Origin of the sequence: Streptomyces sp. NPDC005281 (genome assembly GCF_040607495.1) — a bacterium.
GTDB lineage: Bacteria > Actinomycetota > Actinomycetes > Streptomycetales > Streptomycetaceae > Streptomyces.
Genome location: NZ_JBEXGX010000034.1, coordinates 20,540 through 43,126, shown reverse-complemented (window position 1 = coordinate 43,126; position 22,587 = coordinate 20,540). Strand labels below are relative to the sequence as shown.

At 71.3% G+C, this 22,587-nt stretch carries 21 protein-coding genes; 9 read left to right on the top strand and 12 right to left on the bottom strand.

Annotated features, from left to right (window positions below; translation table 11 throughout):
* Window positions 1-56 precede the first annotated feature (56 nt).
* Window positions 57-698, bottom strand: coding sequence for a TetR/AcrR family transcriptional regulator (locus ABZV42_RS34665; protein ID WP_355982411.1), 642 nt, complete (start codon window positions 696-698; stop codon window positions 57-59).
* A gap of 89 nt (window positions 699-787) precedes the next feature.
* Between ABZV42_RS34665 and ABZV42_RS34660 the strand changes: the two genes are divergently transcribed.
* The 3 genes from ABZV42_RS34660 (at window position 788) to ABZV42_RS34650 (ending at window position 2,982) form a co-directional block, all read left to right on the top strand.
* Entirely contained in the window at window positions 788-1,939 is a 1,152-nt protein-coding gene (locus ABZV42_RS34660) for an acyl-CoA dehydrogenase family protein (protein WP_356055435.1), read from the top strand.
* A gap of 65 nt (window positions 1,940-2,004) precedes the next feature.
* Window positions 2,005-2,259, top strand: a complete 255-nt coding sequence (locus ABZV42_RS34655; RefSeq protein WP_355982415.1) for a YiaA/YiaB family inner membrane protein — start codon at window positions 2,005-2,007, stop codon at window positions 2,257-2,259.
* Between the two features lie 96 nt (window positions 2,260-2,355).
* Window positions 2,356-2,982 carry a TetR/AcrR family transcriptional regulator gene (locus tag ABZV42_RS34650; RefSeq protein WP_355982417.1) on the top strand — a complete coding sequence of 209 codons (627 nt, stop codon included), beginning with the start codon at window positions 2,356-2,358 and terminating at the stop codon, window positions 2,980-2,982.
* Between the two features lie 128 nt (window positions 2,983-3,110).
* On the opposite strand, the gene ABZV42_RS34645 is transcribed toward ABZV42_RS34650, so the two are convergent.
* Window positions 3,111-3,572, bottom strand: coding sequence for a MaoC family dehydratase (locus ABZV42_RS34645; RefSeq protein WP_355982419.1), 462 nt, complete (start codon window positions 3,570-3,572; stop codon window positions 3,111-3,113).
* A gap of 106 nt (window positions 3,573-3,678) precedes the next feature.
* On the opposite strand from ABZV42_RS34645, the gene soxR reads away from it, so the two are divergent.
* Window positions 3,679-4,227 carry a redox-sensitive transcriptional activator SoxR gene (gene soxR / locus ABZV42_RS34640; RefSeq protein ID WP_355982421.1) on the top strand — a complete coding sequence of 183 codons (549 nt, stop codon included), beginning with the start codon at window positions 3,679-3,681 and terminating at the stop codon, window positions 4,225-4,227.
* A gap of 22 nt (window positions 4,228-4,249) precedes the next feature.
* Here the strand turns inward: soxR and ABZV42_RS34635 are convergent, their stop codons facing one another.
* Window positions 4,250-5,356, bottom strand: coding sequence for an RNA ligase (ATP) (locus ABZV42_RS34635; protein ID WP_356055433.1), 1,107 nt, complete (start codon window positions 5,354-5,356; stop codon window positions 4,250-4,252).
* Window positions 5,357-5,749: 393 nt separating this feature from the next.
* The gene (locus ABZV42_RS34630) at window positions 5,750-6,352 is read right to left on the bottom strand and encodes a hypothetical protein (protein ID WP_355982425.1); all 603 of its coding nucleotides are present in this window, start codon (window positions 6,350-6,352) and stop codon (window positions 5,750-5,752) included.
* A gap of 299 nt (window positions 6,353-6,651) precedes the next feature.
* On the opposite strand from ABZV42_RS34630, the gene ABZV42_RS34625 reads away from it, so the two are divergent.
* Entirely contained in the window at window positions 6,652-9,444 is a 2,793-nt protein-coding gene (locus ABZV42_RS34625; RefSeq protein WP_356055431.1) for a penicillin acylase family protein, read from the top strand.
* A gap of 73 nt (window positions 9,445-9,517) precedes the next feature.
* Here ABZV42_RS34625 and ABZV42_RS34620 read toward each other — a convergent pair whose 3' ends face one another.
* Together ABZV42_RS34620 and ABZV42_RS34615 are read right to left on the bottom strand one after the other, a co-directional pair.
* Window positions 9,518-10,831: a serine-threonine protein kinase gene (locus ABZV42_RS34620; RefSeq protein ID WP_356055428.1), complete on the bottom strand. Its 1,314-nt coding sequence runs from the start codon at window positions 10,829-10,831 to the stop codon at window positions 9,518-9,520.
* Between the two features lie 126 nt (window positions 10,832-10,957).
* A complete protein-coding gene (locus ABZV42_RS34615) occupies window positions 10,958-12,205 on the bottom strand; it encodes a DUF1343 domain-containing protein (RefSeq protein ID WP_356055426.1) in 1,248 nt (415 codons plus the stop codon).
* Window positions 12,206-12,408: 203 nt separating this feature from the next.
* On the opposite strand from ABZV42_RS34615, the gene ABZV42_RS34610 reads away from it, so the two are divergent.
* From ABZV42_RS34610 to ABZV42_RS34600, 3 genes are all read left to right on the top strand, one after another.
* The gene (locus ABZV42_RS34610; RefSeq protein WP_355982432.1) at window positions 12,409-13,173 is read left to right on the top strand and encodes an SDR family oxidoreductase; all 765 of its coding nucleotides are present in this window, start codon (window positions 12,409-12,411) and stop codon (window positions 13,171-13,173) included.
* Entirely contained in the window at window positions 13,170-14,831 is a 1,662-nt protein-coding gene (locus ABZV42_RS34605) for an AMP-binding protein (RefSeq protein ID WP_355982434.1), read from the top strand. The genes ABZV42_RS34610 and ABZV42_RS34605 overlap by 4 nt, the downstream gene beginning before the upstream one ends.
* Window positions 14,832-14,962: 131 nt before the next feature.
* Window positions 14,963-15,556, top strand: a complete 594-nt coding sequence (locus tag ABZV42_RS34600; protein WP_355982436.1) for a TetR/AcrR family transcriptional regulator — start codon at window positions 14,963-14,965, stop codon at window positions 15,554-15,556.
* Between the two features lie 81 nt (window positions 15,557-15,637).
* Here the strand turns inward: ABZV42_RS34600 and ABZV42_RS34595 are convergent, their stop codons facing one another.
* The 6 genes from ABZV42_RS34595 to ABZV42_RS34570 all read right to left on the bottom strand — a co-directional run bounded on the left by ABZV42_RS34595 (window position 15,638) and on the right by ABZV42_RS34570 (window position 20,584).
* On the bottom strand, window positions 15,638-16,852 hold the full coding sequence (locus ABZV42_RS34595) for an acyl-CoA dehydrogenase family protein (protein ID WP_356055424.1): 1,215 nt from the start codon (window positions 16,850-16,852) through the stop codon (window positions 15,638-15,640).
* Between the two features lie 6 nt (window positions 16,853-16,858).
* Window positions 16,859-17,881 carry a phosphotransferase family protein gene (locus ABZV42_RS34590; RefSeq protein ID WP_355982439.1) on the bottom strand — a complete coding sequence of 341 codons (1,023 nt, stop codon included), beginning with the start codon at window positions 17,879-17,881 and terminating at the stop codon, window positions 16,859-16,861.
* Window positions 17,882-18,025: 144 nt separating this feature from the next.
* Entirely contained in the window at window positions 18,026-18,355 is a 330-nt protein-coding gene (locus ABZV42_RS34585) for a DUF202 domain-containing protein (RefSeq protein ID WP_355982441.1), read from the bottom strand.
* Window positions 18,352-18,744 (bottom strand): DUF202 domain-containing protein, encoded by a 393-nt coding sequence (locus ABZV42_RS34580; RefSeq protein WP_356055421.1) that lies wholly within the window; start codon window positions 18,742-18,744, stop codon window positions 18,352-18,354. The genes ABZV42_RS34585 and ABZV42_RS34580 overlap by 4 nt, the downstream gene beginning before the upstream one ends.
* An 81-nt stretch (window positions 18,745-18,825) precedes the next feature.
* A complete protein-coding gene (locus ABZV42_RS34575) occupies window positions 18,826-19,341 on the bottom strand; it encodes an NUDIX domain-containing protein (protein WP_356055420.1) in 516 nt (171 codons plus the stop codon).
* Window positions 19,342-19,690: 349 nt separating this feature from the next.
* Entirely contained in the window at window positions 19,691-20,584 is an 894-nt protein-coding gene (locus tag ABZV42_RS34570) for a DMT family transporter (protein ID WP_355982447.1), read from the bottom strand.
* Between the two features lie 300 nt (window positions 20,585-20,884).
* Between ABZV42_RS34570 and ABZV42_RS34565 the strand changes: the two genes are divergently transcribed.
* The gene (locus tag ABZV42_RS34565; RefSeq protein WP_355982449.1) at window positions 20,885-22,540 is read left to right on the top strand and encodes an FAD-binding dehydrogenase; all 1,656 of its coding nucleotides are present in this window, start codon (window positions 20,885-20,887) and stop codon (window positions 22,538-22,540) included.
* Window positions 22,541-22,587 lie beyond the last annotated feature (47 nt).

The window sequence follows — 22,587 nt, the reverse complement described above, 5'->3', positions numbered from 1 at the left end:
TGGCCGGCACGGCGCCGAGTCGGAGACATGCCGGGTGCCGCCGGGGACCGCCCCGCTCAGGCTTCCCGGCCCAGCCCCGCGTACTGCACCGCGAGGCCGTCCAGCAGTGCTCGGAGGCCCGTCTCGAAGGCCCGTTCGTCGATCTTCTCCTGCTGTTCGGCGAGGAGGTGCGCCTGTCCCAGGTGGGGATAGTCGGCCGGGTCGTACGCGCTCTCGTCGTCCACGAAGCCCCCGGCGAAGGAACCCAGCGCGGAGCCCATGATGAAGTACCGCATCAGCGCCCCGATCGAGGTGGCCTGGGCCGGCGGCCAGCCGGCGTCGACCATGGCGCCGAAGACGGCGTCGGCGAGCCGGAGTCCGGCCGGTCTGCGGCCCGGCCCGCGCGCGAGGACCGGGACGATGTTCGGATGGTCGCGCAGGGCCGCGCGGTAGGAGACGGCCCAGTCGTACAGCGCGGTCCGCCAGTCGCGGCCGTCCTCGAACATCGACAGCTCGACCTGCGCGCTCACCGAGTCCGCGACTGCCTCAAGGATCTGGTCCTTGGTGCGGAAGTGGTTGTAGAGGGAGGGCCCGCTCACCCCCAGTTCAGCCGCGAGCCGGCGTGTCGAGACGGCTGCCAGGCCCTCGGCGTCCACCAGTGCCCGTGCCGTCTCGACGATGCGGCCGGTGCTGAGGAGGGGCTTGCGCGGTCGGGCCATGGCGCACATAGTAGGGCTGCACCATGAAACTAGCAGTGCTAATTTAAATGTACGGCTTTCAAAGTCCGCCGACTGTGGGGTGACCCGGCATGAACCTCGGGCTCAGCGATGAGCAGACCGCCGTCCAGCGACTCGCCAAGGACTTCGTGCGCCGTGAGATCGCCCCGCACGTCGTCGCGTGGGACCGCGCCGAAGAGGTCGACCGCTCCATCGTGAAGAAGCTCGGCGAGGTCGGCTTCCTCGGCCTCACGATCGACGAGGAGTACGGCGGCAGCGGCGGCGACCATCTCGCGTACTGCCTGGTCACCGAGGAACTGGGGCGGGGCGACTCCTCCGTGCGCGGGATCGTCTCCGTCTCGCTGGGACTCGTCGCCAAGACGATCGCGCACTGGGGGAGCGAGGAGCAGAAGCGGCACTGGCTGCCGGGGCTGACCTCCGGCGAGTACGTCGGCTGCTTCGGGCTCACCGAGCCCGGCACCGGCTCCGACGCGGGACAGCTCTCGACCCGGGCCGTACGCGACGGCGACGACTACGTCATCAACGGCAGCAAGATGTTCATCACGAACGGCACCTGGGCCGATGTCGTCCTGCTCTTCGCCCGCTCCAACGACGCCCCGGGCCACAAGGGCGTCTCCGCCTTCCTGGTGCCCACCGACACCCCGGGTCTGACCCGCCGCACCATCCACGGCAAGCTCGGGCTGCGCGGCCAGGCCACCGCCGAACTCGCCTTCGAGGACGTGCGTGTGCCGGCGAGGGCCATGATGGCGCCCGAGGGCAAGGGCTTCGCGGTGGCCATGTCGGCGCTCGCGAAGGGCCGGATGTCGGTGGCCGCGGGCTGCGTCGGCATCGCCCAGGCCGCCCTGGACGCGGCGGTGACGTACGCGACCGAGCGGGAGCAGTTCGGCAAGACCATCGCGCACCACCAGCTCGTCCAGGAACTGATCAGCGACATCGCCGTCGACGTGGACGCGGCGCGGCTGCTGACCTGGCGGGTCGCCGACCTCATCGACCGCGGGCTGCCGTTCGCCACCGAATCCTCGAAGGCCAAGCTCTTCGCCTCGGAGGCCGCGGTGCGCGCGGCGAACAACGCCCTCCAGGTCTACGGCGGTTACGGCTACATCGACGAGTACCCGGTCGGCAAGCTGCTGCGCGACGCCCGTGTGATGACCCTCTACGAAGGCACCAGCCAGATACAGAAACTGGTCATAGGGCGGGCTCTGACGGGCGTCTCGGCGTTCTGACTCTGAGTACCTTCCTGAGTACGACGGCGGATGTGGCGGCGGCCACATCCGCCGATCCTTGTCCCATGACCGAGACGCCCGTCAAACAGCAGAACACGGCAGCCTTCTACGGCCAGGCCGTGGCCTCCTTCTCCGTCGCGATGGCCGCGACCGCCATCGGCATCTTCAAACTCCAGGCCGACGCATGGGTGCGGGCCTTCCTGGCCGTCGCCGTCCTCTACCTGGTGACCTCCGCCTTCACCCTCGCCAAGGTGATCCGCGACCGTCAGGACGGCAACCGCCCCGGCGGCCGGGTGTACGACCCGTTCGAGAAGCTCTGAACCCCCGGGCGGCCCTGACCGGCCGACGACGCTAAGCGCCCGCTCAGGTTCAGGGGTATGGTGTTCACCCTGTCAGTCGAGAAGGGGCGAACAGCGATGAGTACGGCGCAGGAGACGCCCGGCGGCGAGATGCAGCCGTGGGCCGAGGTGACCCCGGACGCGGCGCGGCGGCTGCTCGTCGCCGCGGTGGAGGCCTTCGCCGAGCGCGGGTACCACGCGACGACGACCCGGGACATCGCGGGCCGCGCGGGCATGAGTCCGGCCGCGCTGTACATCCACTACAAGACCAAGGAAGAGCTGCTCCACCGGATCAGCCGCATCGGACACGACAAGGCGCTCGACATCGTGCGCACCGCCGCCGCGGCCGAGGGCACGGCGGCCGACCGGCTCTCCGACGCCGTGCGCTCCTTCGTACGGTGGCACGCGGGCCAGCACACCACCGCGCGCGTGGTCCAGTACGAGCTGGAGGCCCTCGGGCACGACGCCCGGGCGGAGATCATCGCGCTGCGCCGGCAGGTCGACGCGGAGGTCCGGGGCATCATCCAGGACGGTGTCGCGACGGGCGAGTTCGACGTCCCGGACGTCCCCGGCACCACCGTCGCCGTGCTGTCCCTGTGCATCGACGTGGCGCGCTGGTTCAACGTCGAGGGCCCCCGCACACCGGACGAGGTCGGCGCGCTGTACGCCGACCTGGTCCGGCGGATGGTGGGATTCAAGGAGTAGGCCGCCTCGGCAGCCCCTGCCCGGTCACGGTCACGGACGCGCGGGCGCGGGGCTCGGTGGTCCGGACGCACGGGCGTGGGCCCTGGCCCGGGGCCCATGAAGGCGCGGGCGCCCGCCCCGGGCGTGGTTCACAGGTAGTAGCGCGACACCGACTCCGCGACGCAGACCGGCTTGTCGCCGCCCTCGCGCTCCACGGTGAAGGCGACGGAGACCTGCACGCCACCGGGCACGTCGTCCACCGCGGTGATCGTCGCGGTGGCGCGCAGCCGCGAGCCGACCGGGACGGGGGCGGGGAAACGGACCTTGTTCGTCCCGTAGTTGACGCCCATCTTCACGCCCTCGACGCGGATCAGCTGCGGGCCAAAGAGCGGCAGCAGCGACAGGGTGAGATAGCCGTGCGCGATCGTGGTGCCGAACGGGCCCGTCGCGGCCTTCTCGGGGTCGACGTGGATCCACTGGTGGTCGCCGGTCGCCTCCGCGAAGAGGTCGATCCGCTTCTGCTCGATCTCGACCCAGTCCGTGTGGCCCAGCTGCTCGCCCACGGCGCCCCGCAGTTCGTCGACCGTCGCGAACGTCCTCGGCTCTGCCATGTCCCTGGCCTCCCGCATCTCATAGTCTAAGCGACTGCTTAGCATGGTCCGCCGGGCGGCGCATGTCAACGGACCGGACGGGTGGCGCGGTGGGTAGGTTGGGCGGGTGCCCCAGATTCCCGAGACGGTCCATGAGCTGACCGTCGGACAGTTGTCGGCCCGCAGCGGCGCCGCCGTCTCCGCCCTGCACTTCTACGAGTCCAAGGGCCTCATCAGCAGCCGCCGCACGTCGGGCAACCAGCGCCGCTACCACCGTGACGCGCTGCGCCGTGTCGCCTTCGTGCGGGCCGCCCAGCGCGTCGGCATCCCGCTCGCCACCATCCGCGAGGCGCTCGCCGAACTCCCCGAGGAGCGCACCCCGACACGGGAGGACTGGGCCCGGCTGTCCCGGGCCTGGCGCTCCGAACTCGACGAGCGCATCAAACAGCTCGGCCGGCTGCGCGACCACCTCACGGACTGCATCGGCTGCGGCTGCCTCTCCCTGGAGACCTGTGTGCTCTCCAACCCCGACGACGTCCTCGGCGAGCGCCGGACCGGCTCCCGGCTCATGGTGGAGCAGGCCGGCGCACAGCCGCCGGCGCCGCGGGAGCGGAGACCGGCGGCCGCGTGCGAACCAGGACCGCACCGCGAACCGGCGGCGGGAGACCGCCGCTGACACATCCGTCCCCGGCCCGCCCCTATTCGTACTCGGTGCCGCCCTTGCGGGTCAGGTAGGCCGGGCTGACCGCCTTCGCGATGGCCCGCCCGCCCGTCACCGGGCTGTACCGCTCGGCGGCGGTGAGGGTTCCCTCCGGCCCGCCGGGAGCGGGGGACCCGGGACGGATCACGACTCCCTCGCGCAGGTGCAGCGCGCGACCGGACACGGTCTCCCGGCCGGAGGCGATCCCAAGGACGCGCTCGACGTCGTACGGGCCCTCGTACAGCCTTGGTACGAGCGGGAGTTCGCCGGCCAGCAGCTCCTGCGCGTCCAGCCAGCGGACCTCGCCGTCGATCTCCGCGGACACGTCGAACACGGCGTAGCCGATCGCCTCGCGCCGCCCGTCGGCGCCGTACGTCAGATCCTGCACACCCGCCCCGTAGACCTCGCCGAAGATGCCCACGCGGCGCGCGCCGAGGCGTCCCGCGATCCGGGCCGCGGCCTCGGCGACACCGTGGCCGTGCACCGCGCGCCAGTACAGGTTGCGCGGATCCTCCTTCAGCGCCAGGGACTTGGCGCCGAAGCCCTTCGAGGACACCTGGGCGCGGCCCTCGTCGGCGAGGTAGGTCAGCAGGCAGGCCGAACCGTGCAGCTTCTCCGTCACGACGACCGGCTCGCCCGGCGTGAAGATGTCCGGATACCGCTGGATGTTCTCGATGTCGACCCAGGGCAGCAGATCGGGCGCCGCCTCGACATCGCCGTTCATCGTCGGCGGGATCGGCGGCACCCATTTCACGATGCCGAGGAACTCCGCGAAGTCCGTGCCGTCCTCCGCGGCCCGCGCGAGGTCCACGTCCGCCAGCGACTTCGGTCGGCACACGATGCCCTGCGACAGCTCGCCGCGCAGCCGCACCGCCCTCACTCGGTCCGACGAACTTCCCGCGAGCCGCCCGGTCAGCCCCAGCTCCTCGATCAGCGGGGCCGGCAGCACGGACTGCTCGGGGATGTACACGGCCCGTTCCCCGGTGCGGTACGCGCCCTTGGCGACCACGGCGCGGTACAGGCCGACCTGGGCCAGTTCGAGCGCGTCGGCGTTCGGGTGTTCGTGGATCGTCAGCACTTCGGCGGTGACGCGCAGCGTCGACACGGGGGCTCCTCGGGTTGCTCAGCCGTTCTCCATCGCCCCCAACTTTCCGCGCGGGAAAAGGCTGGAACCAGCGGGTTTACGGCTGCTACGGTCACCGTGCGTTCTTCTCGGTCCCGGTGCACGCCGGGCTTCGAGGGCAGGCTGCCGCGCAGGCCGTGGCGAGGACGGCGACCGCCTCCGCCGCCGGTCGGGCCGTCGCCCGCACGGCATCGGCACGACGGCGTCGCCTTGCCGATCCGGGCTCGGTTCCGACGGCCCGTATCACCCCCGACGGCGCGGGACACCCCCCGGCTGTCCCCGCGCCGCGAACGGCGTGTCCGGCCACGGGCCTTCCGCGGCCGACGGTTCACCCCCTGGTTCCGCTGCCCGGCACCGCTCGGCCGGGCGGGGCGCTCACGCGGACACGAGCAGCCGGCCGCGCCTGGCGCCGGCCAGTGCTTCCGGGGTCAGGACGGGCCGCGGCACCACGATTCCGCAGCTCGTGCAGACGGGGCCCGACGACGGTTCGTGGGCCAGTTCGTACATCCAGACGAGGCGTCCGCCGGCGCACACCGGGCAGACCGCGCCCGGCCGGCGCTCCAGCGCCGCGATCAGCCGGCGCAGCACCTCGCCCAGTGGTTCATGAGGGTGGACACGGGGGTTGTCGCACCAGGCGACGCCGAAGCCGCCCCAGGTCAGGCGGTGCCAGTCGTCGACACTGCCCGGCCTGCGCAGCCCGTCGTGCTTCTCCTTCTTGCGACGCTGTGCGAACTCGACCTCGTAGGCGAGCCAGACGGAGCGGGCCTCCTCCAGTTCGTCCAGTGCGGCCACGAGCCGCGCCGGATCGGGGGAGCGGTCCTCGGGCTCGAACCCGGCCCGGGAACACAGATGGTCCCAGGTCGCCCGATGCCCGTAAGGGGCGAACCTCTCCAGGCACTTGCGCAGTGAGTACCGTCGCAGTGCCAGATCACACCTCGGATCTCGCGTCTGTCTCGCCAGACTCCGGAAACCGGCCATCGTCCTGCACCTCCGTCACACCTGCACCTGTACTCCGGTCACTTCGGCGCCGTCCCGTACGGACGTCGTCGAGTAGACGTATCGACAAGCGATTCGGCTCCATCCAATTTTTCGACGCCCCCCCGCGAGCCTCCCGCCGAGTGCCTCGGGCCTGCCCTCTGTCGCCGCCGGACGGCCATCGACCGGAGCGGCGGCGCGCCCTCGGCCGCTGTGAATCCAAAAAACTGACGCATGTTCATCTTCAAACTCGGGGATACCGGCGGTAACGTCCGGCCCACCCCCCGTCGGTAGGAGCTGACATGCCACCGAGCAACCCACGCACCACCTTGGACAGACTGAGAACTCCCCGCAGATTCCCCAAGTTCCTCAAGGCAGCATCCCTATGCGTGCTCATTGCCGGCCTTTTGTCGCCGCTTTCCCCGGCGGCCGCCGCGGACACCTCGACCACGGTCGCCGCGAACGACTACTGCGGCGGCCAGTGCTCCGACATCCTGCCGCCCGGTGAGAACGGCAACGCCACCCTCGCCCAGATCCTGCTCAACCAGGTCTTCGGCACCCAGCCCGGTCACGCCGAGGACCAGCTCGGCCTCTACGGCAACCTGGCCTCGGGCTACTCGACCCTCACCGATGCCAAGATCAACGACTTCTTCAACGACGCCTCCTTCGGCGTCGCCTCCAACCAGGTCGAGTCGACCACCAAGCCCGGCGGCCGCACCGACGTGACGATCGTCCGCGACAAGAAGACGGGCGTCCCGCACATCACCGGCACCACCCGCTACGGCACCGAGTACGGCGCCGGGTACGCCGCGGCCCAGGACCGGCTGTGGCTGATGGACGTGTTCCGCCATGTCGGCCGCGGCCAGCTCACCAGCTTCGCGGGCGGCGCCGCCTCCAACCAGGGCCTGGAGCAGGAGTTCTGGCGCAACGCGCCCTACACCGAGGCCGATCTCCAGGCCCAGATCGACGAAGCGACCGGCAAGGCCGGAGCCCGTGGCACCCAGGCCCTCGCCGATGCCAACGCCTACCTCGACGGCATCAACTCCTACATCGACGCCTCCGACAGCGGGCGCTACTTCCCGGGCGAATACGTCCTGACCGGCCACAAGGACTCCATCACCAACGCCGGCACCATCGACCACTTCAAGCTCACCGACCTGGTGGCGCTCGCCTCCGTCATCGGCTCGCTGTTCGGCTCCGGGGGCGGCGGCGAGGTCAACAACGCGCTCTCGCTGCTGGCCGCCCAGTCCCAGTACGGAGTGACCGAGGGCACCAAGGTCTGGGAGTCCTTCCGGGAGCGCAACGACCCGGAAGCGGCGCTCACCGTGCACAACGGCCAGAGCTTCCCGTACGCCGCCAGGCCGGACAGCCCGCAGGGCGAGGCACTGCCCGACGCCGGCTCGGTGGCCCAGGAACCGCTGGTCTACGACCGCACCGGCAGCGCGGCCACCGCGAGCGCCACCGGCGCCTCGGCCACGGCGGCCACGACCTCGCTCACCTCCGCCAAGCGCGGAATGTCCAACGCCCTCGTGGTGAGCGGGAACCACACCGCCAGCGGCCACCCGATCGCGGTCTTCGGTCCGCAGACCGGCTATTTCGCGCCACAGCTGCTCATGCTCCAGGAGATCCAGGGGCCCGGGATCAGCGCCCGCGGCGCCTCCTTCGCGGGCCTGAGCATGTACGTCGAACTCGGCCGCGGCCAGGACTACTCCTGGAGCGCGACGACCTCCGGCCAGGACATCATCGACACGTACGCCGTCGAACTGTGCCAGGACGACTACCACTACCTGTACCACGGCACCTGCACGGCGATGGACAAGGTCGAGCGGACCAACTCCTGGAAGCCGACCACCGCCGACGGCACCGCGGCCGGCTCGTACCGGATGCAGGTCTACCGGACCAAGTACGGGCCCGTGGAGTACCGCGCGACCGTGGGCGGCAAGAAGGTCGCGTACACCACCCTGCGCTCCTCCTACATGCACGAGGCCGACTCGATCATCGGCTTCCAGATGCTCAACGACCCGGACTACGTGAAGAGTCCGGCGACCTTCCAGAGCGCGGCGCAGAACATCAACTACACCTTCAACTGGTTCTACGCCGACTCGGCGCACACCGCCTACTACAACAGCGGCGACAACCCGGTGCGGGCGAGCGGCGTCGACGCGGAGTTCCCGGTGTGGGCGCAGGCCGCGTACGAGTGGCAGAACTGGGACCCGGCCACCAACACCGCCTCCTACACGCCGGCGTCCGCGCACCCCAACTCGGTGGACCAGGACTACTACATCTCCTGGAACAACAAGCAGGCCAAGGACTACACCACGGCCTCCTGGGGCGACGGCTCCGTGCACCGCGGAGACCTGCTGGAGGACCGGGTGTCCAAGCTGGTCGCGGCGGGCGGCGTGACCAGGTCCGCGCTGGTGAAGGCGATGGCCGACGCGTCACTGGCCGATCTGCGGGCCGAGGACGTGCTCCCGAACCTGCTCAAGGTCGTCAACGGCTCGCCGGTCACGGACTCCACGGCCGCCGCGGCGGTGACCAAGCTGTCCGCGTGGGTGACGGCGGGCGCCAAGCGCACGGAGACGTCGTCGGGTTCGCACACCTACGCCAACGCCGACGCGATCCGCCTCCTGGACGCCTGGTGGCCGCTGCTGGTGAAGGCGGAGTTCCAGCCCGGGCTCGGCAGCGACCTTTACACCGCGTTCGGCAGCAACCTCCCCGTCGACGAAGCGCCGTCCGCCGGACACGGACCGACCGGCTCGCACGCCGGAAGCTCCTTCCAGTACGGCTGGTGGAGCTATGTCGACAAGGACATCCGGACGGTGCTCGGTGAGTCGGTGCAGGGTGGCCTGTCGCAGAAGTACTGCGGCGCGGGCAGCCTCAGCGCCTGCCGGGACGCCCTGATCAGCTCGCTGAAGGAGGCGGCCGGCAAGAGCGCGTCGACCGTCTACCCCGGTGACGACCAGTGCTCGGCGGGCGACCAGTGGTGCGCCGACTCGATCGTGCAGCGCACGCTCGGCGGCATCAAGCACGGCAAGATCACCTGGCAGAACCGGCCGACCTTCCAGCAGGTCGTGGAGTACACCTCGCACCGGTGAGCACGGAACGGCGCCGGCCGGCAGCCTCCAGGCCGACACACCTGGGGGCGGTCGGCGCCGAAGCGGCGGCGGGTCAGCGGACGCGGCCCGCCGCCAGCACCACCTGGGCCAGCTCGCGATGACAGATGTCGCTGTGCGCGCCCGCGGGCGCGCCGCCCCGGCACACCACCGAGGCGGCGTCGATGTTGACGCACCCCGAGACCGGCAGCCGGGTGCGCAGGGCCTCGGCGAGCGTGAACGACGCCGTCCCCGGCACCGCCTGCACCCCGTCGTGGCCCATCGCGCCCCACTGTGTGCCGAGGACACTGCCGATGCCGAAGTCCGCCACGACCGACCGGTCGTCCCCCGCCATCCGCGAGGCCAGCGGATAGACCGTGCCGAGCGCCGAGTCGAAGTGGGAGTAGCAGCACACCAGCGGGCCGTCGATCCGGTGGTACTGCCCGTCCAGCACCCCGCTCGCACGCGGATCGTGGGGAAGCCGCGGGGCGAACGCGTAGTGCGAGAAGGCGCCTTGGAGCAGCGTCACGGACTTGACCGTGTGCACTCCCGGAGGAAGCCCCCGCAGCGCGAAGGAGACCAGCCGGCCGCCGAAGCTGTGCCCGACCAGATGCACCCGTACGTCGGGTGCGACCGCCGCGAGCCGGCCGACCGCCCGTCCGAGGCCGCGTTCGCCGACGGTGCCCGCGCGTCTCTTCATGGCGTAGTACGTCGCCTGGCGCAGCAGTTCGAGCGCACCGTCCCACAGCCGGGGCAGCGCGAACGCGGGGGCCTGCGTACCGGCGAGCGCCTGAGCGAACTCGGCGCACACCGTCGCGGTGTCCCCGAAGAGCATCTCGGGATCGCTCTCCGGTACGCCCTCCGCCAGGGTGTCCGCCGCGAAGGAGGCCTGCGGACCCTGCGGCCGGACCTCGACGAGCAGCCGTACGAGGCGGCCGAACTCCTCCAACGAGGCTCCCTCGTCCGGCTGCTGGTCGAGCAGCCGGGCGATCTGCTCGACCACGGTGGCGCGGCCGGGGAACACCTCGAGCAGGGCGTGCCGGGTGTTCTTGCCGAGCGGCGAGGCGCTGTCCTCGGTGACATCGGCGGCAACCGACGGCGGGAAGTCCGGGATCGGTTCGTCCGAGAACCGCATCGAGGGCCAGACCACTCCGACGTAGCCGAGGCGCGCGGTGGGCGCGAGCTCCGGGACGGGTTCGAAGAACTGGCTGAAGAGCCGGGTGGCCGCGGACCGGTCGTTGTTCCAGCCGTGCGTGAAGACGATCAGGTCGCGGACACCGTGCCGCGGCACCTCCTCGAGCCATCGGTCCCGTTCGTGGCCGTTTGCGTCCCCGTCCGCGTCGAAGGTCAGCTCCCAGTAGGGAGAAACACTCACTGCCGGTTCCGTCATTTCTGGCCCCCTGACCCCGCGGGCGGTGCGATATGGGCGCATCGTCCACCCGGCGGGGAAAGTTGGCCATACGTCACGGCCTATTCATCGCGCATCCGTCACTCTTTCGTGGTAATGGGCCTCGGCTCACTCGTAGATGAGGTAGTGCTTGCGGACCCGGCGGAAGGCCTCCAGCTCGTCCTGCCAGGCCGCCACGACCTCGTCGGTGCCCGCGCCCGCGTCGGTCATCGTGCGCACCAGCGTCGAACCGGTCAGCTTGTCGATCCAGTTGTCGGGGCGCCAGGCGAAGCCGCTCCAGGCCTTCTTCGCGGTCACCAGGAGGGCGATTCCGGTACGGACGGGCTCGTACGCCGCCCGGTCGTGCACATGGATCTGCACCCCCCCGATGGTTCTGCCCTGGAACTTGGAGAAGGTCGGAGCGAAGTAGGCCTCTCTGAAGTGCACGCCGGGCAGGTCCAGTTCACCGGCCGCCGCGGCCCAGCGCCCGTCGAGGCCCTCCGCGCCGAGCAGTTCGAAGGGGCGCGTCGTCCCCCGCCCCTCTGACAGGTTCGTCCCCTCGAACAGGCAGGTCCCGGAGTACACCAGCGCGGTGTCCGCCGTCGGCATGTTCGGGCTCGGCGGCACCCAGGGCAGCCCCGAGGCGTCGTAGAACTCCCCGCGGCTCCAGCCCGACATGAGCACCGTGTCCAGTTCCACGGTCGCCGTCAGGAACTCCCCGTTGAAGAGCCGGGCCAGCTCCGCCACCGTCATCCCGTGCGCCTGGGCGATCGGCCGGCGTCCGACGAACGTCGCGAACTCCTGGTGCAGCACCGGTCCTTGGGCCGACCGTCCGGTGACCGGGTTCGGCCGGTCGAGCACCACGAACCGCTTGCCGGCGAGCTGTGCGGCCTCCATGCAGTCGTACAGCGTCCAGATGTACGTGTAGAAGCGTGCTCCCACGTCCTGGATGTCGAAGACGACGGTGTCCACGCCGGACGCGGTGAAGATGTCGGCGAGAACCTGACCGCTCTTCAAGTACGTGTCGTAGACGGGCAGTCCGGTCGCCGGGTCGTCGTAGCGGCCTTCGGAGCCGCCCGCCTGCGCGGTGCCCCGGAATCCGTGCTCGGGGCCGAAGACGGCGGTCAGGTCCACCCGGGTGTCGGCGTGCATGACGTCGACGATGTGCCGGACGTCGCGGGTGACGCCCGTGGGGTTGGTGACGATCCCGACGTGCCCGCCGCCGAGCCGGGCGTACCCGTCCCCGGCCAGCCGCTCGAAGCCGGTGCGCAGCCGGGTGCCGGGGTTCGCGGCCCGTACCGCCGCCCCGGCGGGCAGCGGGGTCAGGGCGGCCGCGGCGGTGCCGGCCGCGAGCAGTGACCGTCGGGACATGCGCATGATGGGACCTCCGTGATCGCGGAAGGCTGGCACAGGCACGCTAAGGGCTCCCGGGGGAAGTTCGTAGGGCACGGACACCACCGGCCTGTCGTGGCTCGTCACAGGGCCGCCGCACAGTGGCCGGGAGCCCTTCCCCTGGTACATACCGACCGGTTAGTCTGGCGTCGCAGCAGAGCCGTGTCACGTCGCGTCGAAGGAGACCCGTGGTGGAAGCCATGCAGGGTGCGGGAGTCGTCGTCACCGGAGCGGGGGGAGGCATCGGGGCCGCGCTGGCCCGCCGTTTCGCCGCCGAGGGAGCACGGGTCGTGGTCAACGACCTCGACCCGGACAAGGTGAAGGCCGTGGCCGACGAGATCGGCGGCATCGCGGTCGTGGGCGACGCCTCCCTGATCGTGGCCGAGGCCCGCGACGCACTCGGCGGCACCGTCGACGTCTACTGCGCGAACGCGGGCGTCGCCTCGGGCGGCTCCGAAGCCGCCGACGAGAGCGTGTGGGCGCTGGCCTGGGACGTCAACGTGATGGCCCACGTACGCGCCGCCCACGCCCTCCTCCCGGACTGGCTCGAGCGCGGCAGCGGCCGGTTCGTCTCGACCGTCTCCGCCGCCGGACTGCTCACGATGATCGGCGCCGCGCCGTACAGCGTCACCAAGCACGGCGCGTACGCGTTCGCCGAATGGCTGTCCCTCACGTACCGCCACCGCGGGGTGAAGGTGCACGCGATCTGCCCCCAGGGCGTGCGCACCGACATGCTGGACGCCACCGGCAGCGCGGGCGACCTCGTGCTCCAGCCCACCGCCATCGAGCCCTCGGCCGTCGCCGACGCGCTCATGAAGGGCATCGAGGAGGACCGCTTCCTGGTCCTGCCGCACCCCGAGGTCGCCGCGTACTACCAGGCGCGGGCCGCCGACCCCGACCGCTGGATGACGAACATGAACCACCTCCAGCAGAAGCTGGAGGGCGCCGAGTGACCCGCTACGCCGACCGGCCCTGGGTGGCGCTTCTCAGTGAGGCGCAGCGTGGCCCGGTGAATCCCGCCGACACCCTGGTGCACGCCCTCGCGGACGTCGTCGCCCGCACCCCCGACCGCACCGCGCTCGCCTACTTCGACGGGCGGCTGAGCTACCGCGAACTCGACGAGCTGAGCGACTCCGTGGCCGGGCACCTCGCCGCCGGCGGCCTGGAGCGGGGCGACCGTGTGGCGATCATGCTCCAGAACTCCCCGCACTTCGTGGTCGCCCTGCTCGGCGCGTGGAAGGCCGGCGCCACGGTCGTGCCCGTCAACCCGATGTACAAGTCCGGCGAGGTCCGGCACGTCCTGGACGACGCCGAGGTGAGCGCCCTCGTCTGCTCCGACCGCGCCTTCGACGCCTATCTGCGCGAGACCGCGGCCGACTCGCCGGTACGGGTCGTGCTGACCGCCTGCGAACTCGATCTCCAGACCCGGAACGACCCGCGCGTGCTGGCCTTCGAGCGCCTGCCCCTCGACAAGGCGGCCGACGACCTCCTCGCCGTCGCCCGGCAGGGACACGAGGCACCCGGCGACCGCGTCCTCGGCCCGTCCGACATCGCACTGATCAGCTACACCTCGGGCACCAGCGGCACCCCCAAGGGAGCCACCAACACACACGGCAACATCATGTACAACGCCGAGCGGCAGCGGACCGGCCTCGCGCTGCCCGAGGCGCCCGTGTACTTCGCGCTGGCGCCGCTGTTCCACATCACCGGGATGGTCTGCCAGCTCGCCGCCTGCCTCGACAGCGCGGGCACCCTCGTCCTCGCGTACCGCTTCGAGGCCGGGGTCGTCCTCGACGCCTTCGCCGAACACCGGCCGCTCTACACCGTCGGCCCCTCGACCGCCTTCATGGCACTGGCCGCCCACCCGGACGTCACGCCGGACCACTTCTCGTCGTTCGTGAACATCTCCTCCGGCGGCGCCCCGCTGCCGCCCGCCCTCGTCGAGCGGTTCCGGGCCGGCTTCGGGCCCTACATCCGCAACGGCTACGGACTCACCGAGTGCACCGCGCCCTGCGCCTCCGTGCCGCCGGGTCTCGAGGCGCCGGTCGACCCGGCCTCCGGGACCCTGGCCGTGGGCGTACCGGGTCCGGACTCCGTCGTACGCATCGTCGACGACCTGGGCCAGGAGGTCCCCTTCGGCGAGCAGGGCGAGATCCTCGTCAGCGGTCCGCAGGTCGTACCCGGCTACTGGCGCCGCCCCGACGCGACCGCCGAGACCTTCCCGGACGGCGAACTGCGCACCGGGGACATCGGCTTCATGGACGAGAACGGCTGGCTCTACGTGGTCGACCGCAAGAAGGACATGATCAACGCGTCCGGCTTCAAGGTCTGGCCGCGCGAGGTCGAGGACGTCCTTCACACCCACCCGGCGGTCCGCGAGGCGGCCGTCGTCGGGATCCCGGACGGCTACCGCGGGGAGACCGTCATGGCGTACATCAGCCTGCGGCCCGGAGCCGCCGAGGACCCCGAGGCGCTGGCCGCGTACTGCAAGGAGAGACTGGCCGCCTACAAATATCCGCGGCGGGTGGAGATCCTGCCCGAACTGCCGAAGACGGCGACTGGGAAGATCCTTCGTCGGGAACTGCGTTCCCGGTCGCAGGAGTCCCAGTAGTCTCCGGTACTCCCACTCCCAGTAGTCTCCGGTACTCCCAGTAGTCTCCAGGGCTCCCGGCAGTCTCCAGGACTCCTCGCGGACAAAAGACAACGTTCGAAGACGTATCGCACGAAAGGCAGGTGGCGGCAGTGCCCAGGACGACGGACGGGGACGGGGCTCCTGTTCCGCAGCGGCTCCTTGCCGCCGCCACCCGGCTCTTCGCGGAGCAGGGCTACGACCGCACCTCGGTGCAGGAGATCGTCGAGGCGGCGGGTGTCACCAAGGGTGCCCTCTACCACTACTTCGGCTCCAAGGACGACCTCCTGCACGAGGTCTACGCGCGCGTGCTGCGCCTCCAGCAGGAGCGGCTCGACGCCTTCGCCGACGCGGACGCGCCCGTCGAGGAGCGACTGCGGCGCGCGGCGGCCGACGTGGTCGTCACGACCATCGACAACCTCGACGACGCCTCGATCTTCTTCCGGTCGATGCATCATCTCGGCCCCGAGAAGCTCAAGCAGGTGCGGTCCGAGCGGCGCCGCTACCACGAGCGCTTCCGGGCCCTGGTCGAGGAGGGCCAGAAGAAGGGCGTCTTCTCCACGGCCACCCCCGCCGACCTGGTCGTCGACTACCACTTCGGCTCGGTCCACCACCTGTCCACGTGGTACCGCCCGGACGGCCCCCTCGCCCCCCAGGAGGTCGCCGACCATCTGGCCGACCTGCTGCTGCGCGCACTGCGCCCGTAGCGCGCAGGGGCAAAGACCCTGACAGAGCACTGCGGCCCCACCGTCCGGTGGGGCCGCAGTGCTGTGACGTCACGTTCACGGTCAGACGTACTTCTTGATCTCCCGGTGGGCCAGCGAGCGCTGGTGGACCTCGTCGGGACCGTCGGCGAGCTTCAGCGTCCGCGCGGCGGCCCACAGTTCGGCCAGCGGGAAGTCCTGGCTGACACCGCCCGCACCGTGCAGCTGGACCGCCTTGTCGAGGATGTCCACGACCGTGCGCGGAGTGGCGATCTTGATGGCCTGGATCTCGGTGTGGGCGCCCTTGTTGCCCACCGTGTCCATCATCCAGGCCGTCTTCAGGACCAGCAGCCGCAGCTGCTCGACGGCGACCCGGGCGTCGGCGATCCAGTTCTGCACGACACCCTGCTGGGCCAGCGGCTTACCGAACGCCGTACGCGACACAGCCCGCCGGCACATCAGCTCGATGGCCCGCTCGGCCATGCCGATCAGCCGCATGCAGTGGTGGATCCGGCCCGGACCGAGCCGCGCCTGCGCGATGGCGAAACCGCCGCCCTCCTCGCCGACCAGATTGCTCACCGGGACCCGGACATGGTCGAAGACGACCTCCGCGTGCCCGCCGTGGGAGTGGTCCTCGTAGCCGTACACCCGCATGGCGCGCCGGACCTCGAGGCCGGGGGTGTCGCGCGGGACCAGGACCATCGACTGCTGGCGGCGGATGTCGGCGCCGTCCGGGTCCGTCTTGCCCATCACGATGAAGATCTTGCAGTCGGGGTTCATCGCCCCGGAGATGTACCACTTGCGGCCCGTGACGACGTACTCGTCGCCGTCCCGCTCGATCAGCGTCGTGATGTTCGTCGCGTCGGAGGAGGCGACCTCGGGCTCCGTCATCGCGAACGCGGAACGGATCTCCCCGGCGAGCAGCGGCTCCAGCCACTGCTTCTTCTGCCGTTCGTCGCCGAACTGGGCGAGCACCTCCATGTTCCCGGTGTCCGGGGCCGCGCAGTTCAGCGCGGTGGGCGCCAAGTGCGGGCTGCGGCCGGTGATTTCGGCGAGCGGCGCGTACTGGAGGTTGGTCAGCCCGGCACCGTGCTCGGAGTCCGGCAGGAACAGGTTCCACAGACCCTGCCTGCGGGCCTCGGCCTTCAACTCGCCGACCACGGCGGGTGTGTCCCACGGCGAGGCCAGCAGGGCGCGCTGCTCCTCCGCGACGGCTTCCGCCGGATAGACGTACTCGTCCATGAAGGCGAGCAGCTTCCCGCGCAGCTCTTCGGTGCGCGCGTCGAATGCGAAGTCCATGGCGGGTCAGCCTTCCTGAAGGGTGGTCAGGCCGTGCTCGATGAAGACGGGGACCAGCTCGCCGATGCGGTCGAAGCCCGCGCCGACGGTTTGGCCCTTGGTGTAGCGGTAGTGGATGCCCTCGAGGATCACGGCGAGCTTGAACCAGGCGAAGGCCGTGTACCAGGAGACCGCGGAGACGTCGCGCCCCGAGCGCGCGGCGTACCGCTCGACGATCTCGGCCGCCTCGGGATGCCCGGCGGCCGAAGCGGTCGTACTGATGGGGGAGTCGGGCAGCTCCAGGCGCGTGCTGTACATGACGAGCAGCCCGAGGTCGGTGAGCGGATCGCCGAGCGTGGACATCTCCCAGTCCAGGATCGCCCTGATCCGGTCGTCGGGCCCGATCAGCACGTTGTCGAGCCGGTAGTCGCCGTGGACGACGGTGGGCGCGGGGGAGTCGGGCAGTTCGCGTCCGAGGGCCGCGTGCAGCTCGTCGATCCCGGCGAGCTCGCGGTTGCGGGACGCGTCCAACTGCTTTCCCCAGCGGCGCAGTTGCCGGTCGAGGAAGCCCTCGGGGCGGCCGAAGTCGGCGAGTCCCACTTCGGCCGGGTCCACCGCGTGCAGTTCGACCAGGGTGTCCACCAGGCCGAGCACCGCGTCGCGGGTGCGCTGCGGTCCGAGCGGGGCGAGCTGGTCCGCGGTGCGGTACGGGGTGCCCTCCACGAACTCCATGACGTAGAACGGGGCGCCGAGCACCGAATCGTCCTCGCACAGGAGCACGGGGTCCGGGACCGGCACGGCCGTCGGGTGCAGCGCGCTGATCACCCGGTGCTCGCGCTTCATGTCGTGCGCCGTGGCCAGCACATGGCCGAGCGGGGGCCGCCGTACGACCCACCGGGCGGTGCCGTCGGAGACCGCGTACGTGAGGTTCGACCGTCCGCCCTCGATCAGCCGGCCGGTCAGCGGGCCGTTCACGAGTCCGGGCCGCTCACGGTCGAGCAGGCCGCGCAGCCGGTCGAGATCGAGACCTGGCGGGTGGTCCGGGCTCATCATTGCTCCTCAGCACACGGGAACGGGACATGACCATGATGCCGACCAGTCGGTATGTCGTCCAGCGGCTGACCGAAACGTGATCGGCGTCTCGCCGCGGAACCGGTTCCCGGAGGCCCGGAGGCCCGGGCCCTCCGCCTCGGACTAGAACACCAGCACCAGCGCGACCGCGGCCATGGCCACCGTGCACAGGGCGGTCGCCGTCGCGTGCCGGGGCATGAGCGTGGCCGGACCCGAGGGGTCCGCGGCCGCCAGGGTCCGGATGCGGCTGTGGGCGAGGGCGAGGAACGCCAGCCAGAGGACGCAGCAGAACGCGAACGCCACGATCCCGGCGGCCGAGCCGCTGTCGCGCAGCGCGGCCTTCGCGGCGAACACCGCGGCGACGGTGCAGGAGAGGGTCGTACGGCGCCAGGCCAGCCGGGTGCGTTCCGGCTGGAGGCCCGGGTCGCGCTCCTCCCGGCGGGCGGTGGTCATCCCGCCCAGCCGACCAGGACGACGACGACCATCGCGACGGCGACGACCGCGACGACGATGCTCAGCACCGCAGGGAAGCGGGACACCGGCAGGTCCTCGCCGCGACGCATCGCCCGCTCGCAGCGCACCCAGTGGTTGACGGCCCGCAGGGCGCAGAGCACGCCCGCCGCCAGCAGCGCCAGGGCGAGGCCCGCCCGCCAGGCCCAGCGCAGGTCCGGCAGGAACTGGTCCACCGCGAAGCCACCGCCGATGAGCGCGAGCGCGGTGCGCAGCCAGGCCAGGAAGGTCCGCTCGTTGGCCAGGGAGAACCGGTAGTCAGGGGTGGTGCCCTCGGACCGGATCTCCCGCGGCGCGAACCACAACCGGACATTGCGCACGAGTTCGATCACGCCCAGGACCCTACCGGGGAGCTCCGCGCGAGGCTCCTCCGGTGCCGTCCGGTGCCGTCCGGCGGGGTCCGGGCGGACGGTTCAGTCCATCGCCCGGTAGTCCGTGAGCCGCTCGCGGGCCGCCAGCCCGTCCGGCACCCACGTCCACTCGTCCAGGCGGCGCTCGATCTCGTCCTCGGTGAGGAAGTCGTGCCAGGCGACCTCCTCGGCCTGCGGGTTCACCGGAAGCTCGCAGCGGACCTCGTACACGGCCGACCACCAGGTCGCGCCCGTCCCGTCGTCGTACAGGAACTTGAACAGGGGGGTCGGCCTGGGGAGGCCGGAGACCCCGAGTTCCTCCTCGGCCTCGCGCAGCGCCGCGTCGTCGTAGGACTCGCCCGCGCCGACGACCCCGCCGACGAACATGTCGTAGAACGAGGGGAACACCAGCTTGGTGGGGGTGCGCCGATGCACGAAGATCCGGCCCCGGGCGTCCCGCGCCTCGATGAACACGCATCGATGACGCAGCCCGCGCGCGTACGCCTCCCCGCGCGGGGACTGCCCGACGACCTGGTCGTTCTCGTCCACGATGTCGAGGATCTCGTCAGTGGCACTCATGGAACCCATCCAAGCAGCTCCGGCTCCACGGAGGGGGCGCCCGCGGCCGTCGGGGTGGCGCGGGACCGGGTGCCCGGGGCAGGCCGGGCGGCCCGGGTGGGCCGGGTGGCGCAGGGCGATGGCTCGACGGCGGGAGCGAGGGCGCCGTGGGGCCGGGGCGGGGAGCGCGGGGCGGGACGTCTGCGTGCGGCGCTCCGGTGTCGGGGGATCGCGGCGGGCGGGGGAGCGTGCGGCGCCGTGGGGCCGGGTGGGCGTGTGTGACGTGCGGGGCCCGGGGCGGGGCGCATGCGGGGGTGCCGGCCGGGTGGAGCCCACGCGGTGCCGGGGCGGCCGGAGTGGGGAAGGGGGCTCAGTGCGGCTGGAGGTCCCGCGAGTGCTCGGGCTCCGTCGTGCCCGAGGGCATCGCCGGGTGCATGCCCAGCAGGACGATCCCCGTCACGATGCCCGCGAGCCCCGCGGCCTGCCAGGCGAGGGCGCCGGCGTCGGTGCGCAGCTGGTCCCCGAGGAAGCCCACCCCGCAGGCGATGCCGGCCAGCGGCTGGGCGGCGGTGAGCGCGGGCAGCGACATCCGCAGCGGCGCGGTCTCGAAGGCGCTCTGGACGAGGATCAGCCCGGTCACACCGAGGACGAGCACCGCGTACGGCTGCCACCCGGTGACCAGCTCGCCCAGTCCGCCCGCGCTGAACCGCTGGCCGCTGATCCGGGTGAGCGCGTCCTGGAGGCCGTACAACAGCCCCGCGGCGGTGGCGAGAAGCACCGGCCCGGCGCTCAGCCGCGACCGTTTCGCGAAGGTGGTGAGCAGCAGGGCCAGACCGACCACGATCCCGATGATCAGCCAGTGCCGGAGCGGGTCGCTGACCGCCTCGCCGCCCTGTGGCTGCCCGGCCACGATGAACGCCGAGACACCGCCGGCGAGCAGCAGGAGCCCGGACCAGCCCTGCCGTCCCAGCGGCTGTTTGGTCTGGTGGCGGGAGAGGGCGAGCGCGAAGAGCAGATTGGTCGCCAGGAGCGGTTCCACCAGCGAGACCTCGCCGTTGCCGAGCGCGATCGCTCCGAGGACCATGCCGCACACCATGAGCCCGATACCGCCCAGCCAGACCGGGACCCGGATGAGGTCGAGCAGGATGCGGGGGGAGAGGAAGTCGCTGAGCGGGGCGTGCGAGGCGGCTTTCTGCTGGAGGACGAAGCCGAAGCCCAGGCAGCAGGCCGCGCTCACGGCGAGGACCAGAACCAGTACCGACACGCTGGGTACCTCGATGCGTCAGAAGTCGGGGCGGGCCAGTGTTGCGTATGCCGCCGACTGTAGTGCCATGGGCCGGGGCCCCGCCCCGGGAGCAGCAACCGGAACCAGGCGGTTGACTCGGTCACCTTTCTTGCCGAGGATTCGGACCGATCAGTAACAAGTGCTGGTCGGCCGCACGGTCGACCACCACCAATGTCCCACCAACCAGCGACGCCGCCGATCGGTTCGTGACAAACGTCATCAGGTCGTCCCAGTGACGCCGGCCGATCAGACCCGTCGGAATGCCGAGAGGACGGGCCCATGGCCTACGACGCAGATGTGATCGTCATCGGAGCGGGCCTCGCGGGCCTCGCGGCGACCGCGGAGCTCGTCGACGCCGGCCGCAGGGTGATCCTCCTCGACCAGGAACCCGAGCAGTCGATCGGAGGCCAGGCGCACTGGTCCTTCGGCGGCCTCTTCTTCGTCGACTCGCCCGAGCAGCGCCGCATGCGGATCAAGGACACGCACGAGCTGGCCCTCCAGGACTGGATGGGCACGGCCGGCTTCGACCGGCCCGAGGACCTCTGGCCGCGCCGCTGGGCCGAGGCGTACGTCGACTTCGCGGCCGGCGAGAAGCGGCCCTGGCTGCACGCTCAGGGCGTGCGCTTCTTCCCGGTGGTGGGCTGGGCCGAGCGCGGCGGCTACGACGCCAACGGGCACGGCAACTCCGTGCCGCGCTTCCACATCACCTGGGGGACCGGTCCCGGCCTCGTCGCGCCCTTCGAGCGGCGGGTACGGGAAGGGGTCGCCCGCGGCCTGGTCGAGCTGCGGTTCCGGCACCGGGTCACCGGTCTGTCCCGCAGCGCGGGCTCCGTCGACACCGTCACCGGAGAGGTCCTGGAGCCGTCCGGCATCGAGCGGGGCCAGGCGAGCAGCCGTACGGTCACCGGCTCCTTCGAGCTCAGGGCGCAGGCCGTGATCGTGACCTCGGGAGGCATCGGCGGCAATCACGACCTCGTCCGCGCCAACTGGCCCGAACGGCTCGGCACCCCGCCCGAGCGGATGATCTCCGGTGTCCCCGCGCACGTCGACGGCGCCATGCTCGGGATCACGGAGGAGGCCGGCGCCCGCCTCATCAACCGCGACCGCATGTGGCACTACACCGAGGGCATCCAGAACTGGAACCCGATCTGGGACAAGCACGGCATCCGGATCCTGCCCGGCCCCTCCTCCCTCTGGCTCGACGCGCGCGGCAACCGGCTGCCGGTCCCGCTCTTCCCGGGCTTCGACACGCTCGGCACCCTCGAACACATCATGAGCACCGGGTACGACTACACCTGGTTCGTGCTCGACCAGAAGATCATCGGCAAGGAGTTCGCCCTCTCCGGCTCGGAGCAGAACCCGGATCTCACCGGCAAGTCGATCAGGGGCGTCATCGGGCGGGCCCGCGCGGACGTGCCGGGACCCGTCAAGGCGTTCATGGACAACGGCGCCGACTTCGTCGTCGAGAAGGACCTCGGCGCGCTGGTGCGCGGGATGAACGCGCTCACCGAGAAGCCGCTCATCGACGAGGCGGCGCTGCGCCGCGAGATCGTCGCGCGGGACCGGGAGATCGCCAACCCCTTCACCAAGGACCTCCAGGTCATGTCGGTCCGCGGGGCCCGCAGGTACCTCGGCGACAAGCTGATCCGCACGGCACCCCCGCACCGCATCCTCGACCCGGCGGCCGGCCCGCTGATCGCGGTGCGGCTCAACATCCTGACCCGCAAGACCCTCGGCGGTCTGGAGACCGACCTCTCCTCGCGGGTGCTGACCGAGGGCGGCGACCCGCTGGAGGGCGTGTACGCCGCCGGTGAGGCCGCCGGATTCGGCGGTGGCGGTGTCCATGGGTACCGGTCGCTGGAAGGCACGTTCCTCGGCGGCTGCCTCTTCTCCGGCCGCACCGCGGGACGGGCGGCGGCCGAAGCGGTGAGCTGACCTTCCGGGTGCGGGGCGGCCGTCCGGCGGGTGACGCCGGGCGGCCG

Excerpts from the sequence above, each read along its gene's own strand:
- ABZV42_RS34645 (WP_355982419.1), bottom strand. The coding sequence starts at position 3,572 with ATGGCAGAGCCGAGGACGTTCGCGACGGTCGACGAACTGCGGGGCGCC.
- ABZV42_RS34625 (WP_356055431.1), top strand. The coding sequence starts at position 6,652 with ATGCCACCGAGCAACCCACGCACCACCTTGGACAGACTGAGAACTCCC.
- ABZV42_RS34595 (WP_356055424.1), bottom strand. The coding sequence starts at position 16,852 with ATGGACTTCGCATTCGACGCGCGCACCGAAGAGCTGCGCGGGAAGCTG.
- ABZV42_RS34630 (WP_355982425.1), bottom strand. The coding sequence starts at position 6,352 with ATGGCCGGTTTCCGGAGTCTGGCGAGACAGACGCGAGATCCGAGGTGT.
- ABZV42_RS34655 (WP_355982415.1), top strand. The coding sequence starts at position 2,005 with ATGACCGAGACGCCCGTCAAACAGCAGAACACGGCAGCCTTCTACGGC.
- ABZV42_RS34585 (WP_355982441.1), bottom strand. The coding sequence starts at position 18,355 with ATGACCACCGCCCGCCGGGAGGAGCGCGACCCGGGCCTCCAGCCGGAA.
- ABZV42_RS34660 (WP_356055435.1), top strand. The coding sequence starts at position 788 with ATGAACCTCGGGCTCAGCGATGAGCAGACCGCCGTCCAGCGACTCGCC.
- ABZV42_RS34620 (WP_356055428.1), bottom strand. The coding sequence starts at position 10,831 with ATGACGGAACCGGCAGTGAGTGTTTCTCCCTACTGGGAGCTGACCTTC.
- ABZV42_RS34650 (WP_355982417.1), top strand. The coding sequence starts at position 2,356 with ATGAGTACGGCGCAGGAGACGCCCGGCGGCGAGATGCAGCCGTGGGCC.
- ABZV42_RS34565 (WP_355982449.1), top strand. The coding sequence starts at position 20,885 with ATGGCCTACGACGCAGATGTGATCGTCATCGGAGCGGGCCTCGCGGGC.
- ABZV42_RS34575 (WP_356055420.1), bottom strand. The coding sequence starts at position 19,341 with ATGAGTGCCACTGACGAGATCCTCGACATCGTGGACGAGAACGACCAG.
- ABZV42_RS34615 (WP_356055426.1), bottom strand. The coding sequence starts at position 12,205 with ATGCGCATGTCCCGACGGTCACTGCTCGCGGCCGGCACCGCCGCGGCC.
- ABZV42_RS34590 (WP_355982439.1), bottom strand. The coding sequence starts at position 17,881 with ATGAGCCCGGACCACCCGCCAGGTCTCGATCTCGACCGGCTGCGCGGC.
- ABZV42_RS34665 (WP_355982411.1), bottom strand. The coding sequence starts at position 698 with ATGGCCCGACCGCGCAAGCCCCTCCTCAGCACCGGCCGCATCGTCGAG.